Below are 5,462 nucleotides of genomic sequence, written 5' to 3'. Positions count from 1 at the left end.
CGCGGGGCAGCGCGCCGGGGCCGTCGCCGGCGAGGAGCGGGCCGAGCAGCAGGAATCTGCGGACGACCCCGGGCTCTCGGCACTCGCCGCGGGCCGCCGTGCGCTGGTCGAGCAGACCGACCACGCGGAGTGGGTGGACCAGCAGCGTGAGCGGGAGCGGGGTCCCGCGCGCGGCGACAGCTGGGACCCGGTGCCCGTGCCGCTGCCGACCTATGTGACGGCCCCGGTCGCGCCCCGCGCCACCGGCAGCGTCGACCTCGGCGCACCGGACGCCTGGAGCTCGGCCCGCTCCAGTACGGCCGAGCCCGCCCGGGACCGCGAGGCCGCCGCACGACGCGCGGCCGAGCAGCGGCGCGAGCGGAACGCCGACGCCAAACCGTCCGGTGCCCAGCCGTCCGGCGCGGAGCGCGACGGACGCGAGCCCGGGTCCTCCGAGGCGCCGGCACCGGTCCGCCGCCCCGCCCGCGGACGGGCCCGCGAGCGCGGTCGCACTCCGCTCTTCGACCAGTACGAGGACGGCGACAGGCCCCGCGCCGCCAACGAGTGATGACCTGCACGGAACGGATTTCCGAGCACCCCGCGGAGGGTGCTAAGGTTTCACTCGTTGCAAGGGCCTGTGGCGCAGTCCGGTAGCGCACCTCGTTCGCATCGAGGGGGTCTGGGGTTCAAATCCCCACAGGTCCACCGCAGCTGAGAGCCCCAGTCGGAGAGATCCGGCTGGGGCTCTTTTCGGTGCCTGGTGGGGTTACTTGATGGATGCCTCGGGGACGAGGGCTTCCTTCCAGGACTCCTTGCCGTTCGCGTAGGCGGTGATCTCGCCGTTGCGGAAGCGGAAGCTGTTGGGCGGGACGCTCAGGGAGTAGCCGTCCTTGGTCTTCTTCGCCGGGGACGGGCTGTCGTAGCGGGCGCCGGAGTTTTTCTGGAAGAAGTAGTAGTACTTGCCCTTCGTGGTGCGGCAGAAGGCGTAGCGCTCCTCGTTGTCGCCTTCTCTGCTGTACGCGGCGACCAGGCGGGCGCCGTCCGCGGAGCCCTTGGGGAGCTGGTCGGCCAGCTGCTTCGGGCAGGGGCCGCTGGCGGATGCGGTGGGTTTCGGGTCGGCCGAGTCCGAGTCGGAGCCGGTGAAGAACGAGATCACCGAACCCCAGTTGACGATCAGCAGCACGATCAGCGTGATCACGGTCGCCGCGATGACGATCAGGCAGCCGCAACCCGCGATGATCTCGCCGCGGGTCGCCTCGTGCGGCGGAGGCTTCGGCGGGGTGGGGGTCACCGGGTCGTCGAGGATCGGGCCCCAGGCGCGGCCGCTCGACGAGGTGGTGCGGACACCGGGCGAGGCGCTGCGGGTGCGCGGCACCCGGGAGGGGGAGGGCAGCGTGGTGGAGAAGCTCGGCTTCCAGGTGGTCCTGCAGACCCGGCACAGGGTCGTGCCGACCACGTCGAGGCCGCAGTTGGGGCACTCCCACTCGAGGGACGCCAGGATGTCGGTGAGGGATTCGGCGTCGGACGGGCGTCGGCCGCTCGCGCCGGAGGTGGTGCGGGTGGGGGGAGTGCGCCCCGGGGGATCAGTGCGTTTGGTGGCGGGCTTCCGTTTCGGGGTGGTCTTGCGGGGTGCGGGCGTGCGCTTGGCAGGTGTGCTGCGGGAGGACGGGGTCCGCTTCGTGGGGGTCGTCCGGGCCGGTGGGGGTGACGGCTTGGGCCGGGAGGGCTTGGCCGGGGCCGGCTTCTTCTCCGCTTCCCGCCGTGCGGTGTCGCAGACCGTGCAGGCCGTTTCGTCCGCGGCGTTGAATGTGCTGCAGGCCGAGCACTGCCAGGTCGGTTCGGGCACCGTTCCTCCCCTCGGCTCAGCCGGCCGTGCCGGACAGACGGGTCAGCACCGAGCGGAACAAGGTCTGAGTGCTGGCGGAGACCGGGGAGCTCAGCCAGTCCGCGGGGTCGTCCTGGCCGGCCTCCGCGGCCTGCGGCTCGAGTCCTGGTGCGGGCTGTGGCCGCTGGTCCTGGGCGGCCTCGCCGGGATCGGTCAGGGAGATCCGGACGCCGTACTCGTGCGCCAGATACTCGGCGAACCGGTGGGCGTGCGCGGCATGCTCGGCGACGATCGACACCTCCGCGCCCGCCTCACCCCCGTCCGGCCGGCGGAAGCGGAACGCCAGGTGCAGGCGGCCGTCCGACAGATCCGGGCGGAGGGCGAGCGCGACACAGTCCCGGGCCGGCACGAGCAGCTCGCCGGCCCGGTACCAGTGGTCGTGGCCCGGCTCGGCCCACTCCAGACGCAACCAGCCGCGGTCGAACTCCAGGGCCGCGCAGGTGCCCTTGAACCGTACGGTCACAGGCTGTTCGCGATCGTCTCGATAATCTCGTCCATCTCGAACTCCTCCAGACCCTCACCGGCGCGCGAGGGGAAGTGCAGCGTGAGGTCCCAGTCCTCGCCGATGGCCTCCTTCCACGGCTCGTCCTCCGGGGCGAAGAGGACGAGGCGCTTCGCCGACTGCTCCATGACGGCGGTCTGGCTGCGCGCGTAGCCCCACTGCTCGAAGAGGTCCTCCATCGAGCGGGGAATGTCCTTGGGGTACGTCTGCGCGGAGGCGCCGACCGTGCCGAGCGGGTGCGCGGGGGCGTCGGTGAACATCACGATGACGTGGCGGCGCCGGTCGAGGCCGGTCTCCCAGGGCGAATTGATGGCCAGGGCGAGGGCCTCGAGGCCGGATTCCGGGATGTCGCCGCCGCCGATCGCGCGCAGTGAGCGTACGAAGGTCTCGAACTCGGTGACCTGGCGCGGGAGATGGAGGAAGTCGGTCTGCTCGATCGCGTCCGAGGGGTCGTCGCCGAAGTCGCGGAAGGCGATGACCTTGAGGCGGAGCTGGCTGATCTCCTTGCTCTTCTTGGCCATGACGTCGTGCAGGCGCTGATGGAACTGGAGCGAGCTGTTCTTCACGATGTCGAGCACCGGGTTCATGCTTCCGGTGGCGTCGATGCACATCACGATGTCGACCGCGTACTGCAGATTGCCGTGGTACTTCTCGAGCTCCGAGGTCATGCTCTGTCGTCTCCTCGATTCCTCTGTTCAGGAGCGGCCGTCGCCGGTGCGGTGGCCGAGGTTGATGCGGACTCTGGACCGGCGGGGGCCGGTCGGGGCGTCGGGCGGCGCCTCCCCGGACTCGGGGGCGGAGGACTCGGGGGGCCCGGACGCCTCGGGTGCCTTCGGGGGCGTCCCCGTGTCGTCGTCACCGGCGCGCGGTGGCGGTGGGGTCGTGGGCCGGGTCGCGCGGTCCGGCGGATTGAAGGTGACGCGGCTACCGCGCGGCTTGGCCCCGGTCGCCGAGTCGGCCGAGGCCGCCGGGTCCGCGGCGTCGGGATCCGGGCGGGGCTGCGGGACGGTGTGCAGGGTGCAGACCTCGGGGTCCTTGAGCCGGGCGAAGAACTCGGCGCCCGTGGGCCGCCGTTCCGGTCCGGCCGCCGTCATCGCCATGATCAGGGCCTGCATCGGGGTGCTGAGCCGGTCGTCGACCTCCAGCGGCTCCCCGGCGTTGACCGCGTCCGCGGGAGAGCCGAAGCGGCCGTCGTAGGCGGGCAGTGCGCCGGTCAGATAGTGGTGGGTCATCAGGCCGAGGGCGAAGATGTCGACGGCCGTGGTGAGTTCGGGCCCGTCGACGGTCTCGTCGCCCTGGACGTAGCGCCGCCACTCCGGGGCCCCGTACAGCGAGTCGCCGGCGATGTCGTCGCGGCCGGGCGGCTTCCCGGACGGGTACGAGTCGTCGAAGTCGATGAGCTTCGCGGAGTGGAACGCGGCGCCGTCCCGCTTCTGCACCAGCACATTGGCCGGTTTCAGGTCGCCGTGCACCACGTCGATGTCGTGCAGCAGACGCAGGCTGGCGCCGAGTGTCTTGAGGAGGACGGCCTTCTGCTTCGGGGCGAGCGACTCGGGCCTGTCGAGCGTCGTGGTGTCGATCCGCTCGGTCACCTTGTAGTACGTGCTGCCGGCGTGGAAGAAGTCCGTGGCCAGGACCAGATTCCCGCCGCCGCTCGCATCGGGCCGCAGCAGCTTCATGATGCTCCGGTGCCGGTCCTCGAACTCCTGGCAGGTCTCCAGGCGGATGCGCCGGCTCGCGGCACTCCCGGAGCCCTCGCGCGGGCGCTTGGGCTCGAGGAAACGCTTCAGGAAATACTCCGTGCCGTCCTTCTCGGCGAAGGCCCACATGCACTTTCCGCCGTCGGCGTTGGTCGGGTCGGTGACGACCCGGTAGCCGCCGATCACATCGCCCTTCTTCACTCGCGCACCCCCGGCATGAGCTTCTCGTATTCGGTCCGGTACGACTGCCAGGTCCGGTCCTGCCAGAGCCGCAGGGCCTCCTGGTCGTCGGCCGGCGGTACGTCCTGATACCCGCCCCGTGCCACGCCCTCGTACCGCTCGGTGAATGCCTTGCGCAGACTCCCGAAGTCCTCAAAACCCAGTGCCACCAAGGAAAGTGAGGCGTCGTCGGCGGTGATCGGCACGATCGCCTCGGTCAGCAGCGAGGCCCACTGCGCGGCGTCGCGGGCCTGCGTGAGGGTGGCGAGCAGCAGACACTCGAACTGCGCCGGAGTGTGTACGTAACCGAAGAATCCGTCGGTGGCGGTGAGCAGGACGCAGGGCTCCCGGAAGCGGCCCTCGTGGGTGTTCACGGTGAAGGTGCGGTCCGCGCAGATCACATTGGTCATCGGCGGGTCCTGCCGCAGCTGCGCCAGGGCGTCCTCCTCGTGGGTGTCGTCCCGGGTGAGGGCGTGCAGTCCGCTGCCGGGCAGCAGGGCGTACGAGCGGGAGTCGCCTGCCCAGAGCGCGCGCCAGCGCACGCCCTCGTCGTCGATGCCGTAGCGGACCGCGGCGAGGGTGGTGGGCAGGGCGCGGCGCATCGAGCCGCCGATACGGGTGCGGGCGCGTGCGGGGGCCGAGGCGAGCATGCGGCGCAGGCTGTACTCGAGGCGGTCGCGGGTGTCCGGTTCGTCGTGCAGCACGACGCGCTGGAACCAGCACTCGGCCGCGAGACGGGCGATTCGGGCGCCCACCCAGGCATTGGTGTGCGTCGGGCCGTCCGGCTCGCTCCAGGCGGGGGCCGCGCCGGAGCCGCCCGAGCCGTCGAAGACCGCGAGCAGGCCGTTGGCGCTCGGGAGGTGGTGGGCGGCGAGCGGTTCGGCGTCCTCGCCGTGGCCGGGGCGGCGCTCCGTCCAGACGGTGAGGGCCTGCAGGTGGGTGTGGTCGGCGGACCAGGGGCGCGGGGTGGCGGCGGTGGGTGGCGCGGCAGGCGCCTCGGGCGCTGGGGGACCCGGGGGCCGGGCGGGCTGTGGGGGGATGGTCATGATCCGCTCACCTGGCCTCCGTCGGCCTCGGGGCGCTCGCGGCCGGACGGCCTGGTGCCGCGCACTCTGCTGGTACGCGGCTTCGGCGGCGCGGGTGCGGCCGCGGGCGGCGGTGCGTACGGCGGGTGGGT

General features: G+C 72.1%; 5 protein-coding genes, 1 tRNA gene and 1 pseudogene. 2 read left to right on the top strand and 5 right to left on the bottom strand.

The window, feature by feature from the left end:
* Both DY218_RS25630 and DY218_RS25625 read left to right on the top strand, forming a co-directional pair.
* A pseudogene (locus DY218_RS25630) lies at window positions 1-547 on the top strand (hypothetical protein); the annotation flags it as partial.
* A gap of 63 nt (window positions 548-610) precedes the next feature.
* Window positions 611-684, top strand: a tRNA-Ala gene (locus DY218_RS25625).
* A gap of 61 nt (window positions 685-745) precedes the next feature.
* Here the strand turns inward: DY218_RS25625 and DY218_RS25620 are convergent.
* Genes DY218_RS25620 through DY218_RS25600 form a run of 5 tightly spaced genes read right to left on the bottom strand, consistent with a single transcriptional unit; the run spans window position 746 to window position 5,331 of the window.
* Window positions 746-1,825, bottom strand: coding sequence for a zinc finger protein (locus DY218_RS25620; protein ID WP_128558513.1), 1,080 nt, complete (start codon window positions 1,823-1,825; stop codon window positions 746-748).
* Between the two features lie 16 nt (window positions 1,826-1,841).
* Window positions 1,842-2,327, bottom strand: a complete 486-nt coding sequence (locus tag DY218_RS25615; protein WP_128558512.1) for a hypothetical protein — start codon at window positions 2,325-2,327, stop codon at window positions 1,842-1,844.
* Window positions 2,324-3,034, bottom strand: coding sequence for a vWA domain-containing protein (locus DY218_RS25610; protein ID WP_128558511.1), 711 nt, complete (start codon window positions 3,032-3,034; stop codon window positions 2,324-2,326). The genes DY218_RS25615 and DY218_RS25610 overlap by 4 nt, the downstream gene beginning before the upstream one ends.
* 27 nt (window positions 3,035-3,061) lie before the next feature.
* The gene (locus DY218_RS25605; protein ID WP_128558510.1) at window positions 3,062-4,267 is read right to left on the bottom strand and encodes a protein kinase domain-containing protein; all 1,206 of its coding nucleotides are present in this window, start codon (window positions 4,265-4,267) and stop codon (window positions 3,062-3,064) included.
* Complete coding sequence (locus tag DY218_RS25600) at window positions 4,264-5,331, bottom strand: PP2C family protein-serine/threonine phosphatase (protein WP_128558509.1); 1,068 nt, start codon at window positions 5,329-5,331, stop codon at window positions 4,264-4,266. The genes DY218_RS25605 and DY218_RS25600 overlap by 4 nt, the downstream gene beginning before the upstream one ends.
* Window positions 5,332-5,462 lie beyond the last annotated feature (131 nt).

The organism is Streptomyces triticagri, assembly GCF_003429565.1.
GTDB classification, from domain to species: domain Bacteria; phylum Actinomycetota; class Actinomycetes; order Streptomycetales; family Streptomycetaceae; genus Streptomyces; species Streptomyces triticagri.
Note: the sequence above shows the minus strand (reverse complement) of the source record. Positions and strands in the feature narration are given on the sequence as shown.